General features: G+C 70.3%; 2 protein-coding genes. Both read left to right on the top strand.

Annotation, left to right across the window (positions count from 1 at the left end; all coding sequences use genetic code 11):
- A partial coding sequence (locus G6030_RS14750) for a biotin-dependent carboxyltransferase family protein (RefSeq protein ID WP_182643634.1) occupies positions 1-567 on the top strand: 567 nt, incomplete at its 5' end.
- A gap of 107 nt (positions 568-674) precedes the next feature.
- The coding region (locus G6030_RS14745; protein WP_182643633.1) for an adenylosuccinate synthase at positions 675-1,946 on the top strand (1,272 nt) is incomplete at its 3' end.

The raw sequence follows: 1,946 nt of genomic DNA, 5'->3' as shown, positions 1-1,946 counted from the left end.
GGCCGGCCCGTCGCCGGGGTGCGCAGCTACGTGGGCGTGCGCGGGGGGATCGACGTGCCGCCGGTGCTGGGCAGCCGCTCCCGTGACACCCTGTCCGGGCTCGGCCCGCCGCCCGTCACCGTCGGGGACGTCCTCGAGATCGGCGACGCGGTCGTGGGCCCCTGGGCGGACGGATGGCAGGCCGCCGTCGGCGGCACCGACTCCCGCCAGCCCGTCGATCTCGACGTCATCCCCGGCCCGCGCGACGACCTCTTTCCCCCCGAGGCGTGGGACGTCCTGGCGGCGACCGGCCACGTCAGCGGCCACGCCGACCGGGTGGGCGTGCGCATCGACCCCGCCCGGCCCGTACCGCGGTTGTCCAGGGGCGAGATCCCCAGCGAGGGCATGGTGCGCGGCGCCGTCCAGATCCCCGCCGACGGCTGCCCCGTCGTGTTCGGCCCCGACCACCCCGTCACCGGCGGCTACCCCGTGATCGGCGTCCTCACCTCCCGCAGCGCCGACCGGATCTCGCAGCTCCTACCCGGAACGCCTGTGAGACTACGCAGGACGCGGGGGGTCGGCGACTAGGGTGAGAGCGCACGAGCGACTAATCTTGTGCGCTGGTGTGCGCGGAATCACGAGAAGGTGTCCGTCCCTCACCGTGTAGACGACTCTTTTCGAGGTGAAAGCGAACCATGCCAGCGATCGTTCTGATCGGCGCCCAGTGGGGCGACGAGGGCAAGGGTAAGGCCACCGACATCCTGGGCGGCCGCGTGGACTACGTGGTCAAGCCCAACGGCGGGAACAACGCCGGCCACACCGTGGTCGTCGGTGGCGAGAAGTACGAACTCAAGCTCCTGCCCGCCGGCATCCTGTCGCCCACCGCCGTGCCCGTGATCGGCAACGGCGTGGTGGTGAACCTCGAGGCGCTGTTCGCCGAGATCGAGGGGCTGCAGGCCCGCGGCGCCGACACCTCCCGGCTGCGCATCTCCGCCGACGCCCACCTCGTCGCGCCGTACCACCAGGCGCTCGACAAGGTCACCGAACGGTTCCTCGGCAAGAAGGCCATCGGCACCACCGGTCGCGGCATCGGCCCCACCTACGCCGACAAGGTCTCCCGCGTGGGCATCCGCGTGCAGGACGTGTTCGACGAGTCGATCCTGCGGCAGAAGATCGAGGGCGCGCTGCACCTCAAGAACCAGATCCTCGTGAAGATCTACAACCGTCGTGCGGTCGAGGTCGAGGAGATCGTCGAGTACTTCCTGTCCTACGCCGACCGCCTGCGTCCCATGGTCTGCGACACCACCCTCATGCTCAACGAGGCGCTCGACCGCGGCCAGTCCGTCCTCATGGAGGGCGGCCAGGCCACCATGCTGGACGTCGACCACGGCACCTACCCGTTCGTCACCTCGTCCAACCCGACCGCCGGCGGCGCCTGCGTCGGCTCGGGGATCGGGCCCACCAAGATCACGCACTCGTTGGGCATCGTCAAGGCGTACACCACCCGCGTGGGCGCCGGGCCGTTCCCCACCGAGCTGTTCGACAAGTGGGGCGAGTACCTGCAGGTCACCGGCGGTGAGGTGGGCGTCAACACCGGACGCGTGCGGCGCTGCGGCTGGTACGACGCCGTGATCGCCCGCTACGCCGCGCGCGTCAACGGGTTCACCGACTACTTTTTGACGAAGTTGGACGTGCTCACCGGCATCGGCGAGATCCCCATCTGCGTGGCCTATGACGTGGACGGCGTGCGGCACGACGAGATGCCCATGACGCAGACCGACTTCCACCACGCCACCCCGATCTACGAGACCATGCCCGGCTGGGACGAGGACATCACCGGGGCCCGCGAGTTCGGCGACCTGCCGCCCGAGGCCCGCGACTACGTGCTGCGGCTCGAGGAGCTGGCCGGATGCCACATGTCGTACATCGGCGTGGGGCCGGGCCGCGACCAGAACGTGGTGCGGCGG

This window comes from Dietzia sp. E1 (assembly GCF_014145015.1).
GTDB lineage: Bacteria > Actinomycetota > Actinomycetes > Mycobacteriales > Mycobacteriaceae > Dietzia > Dietzia cinnamea_A.
This window is presented reverse-complemented; position numbering and strand designations above follow the sequence as displayed.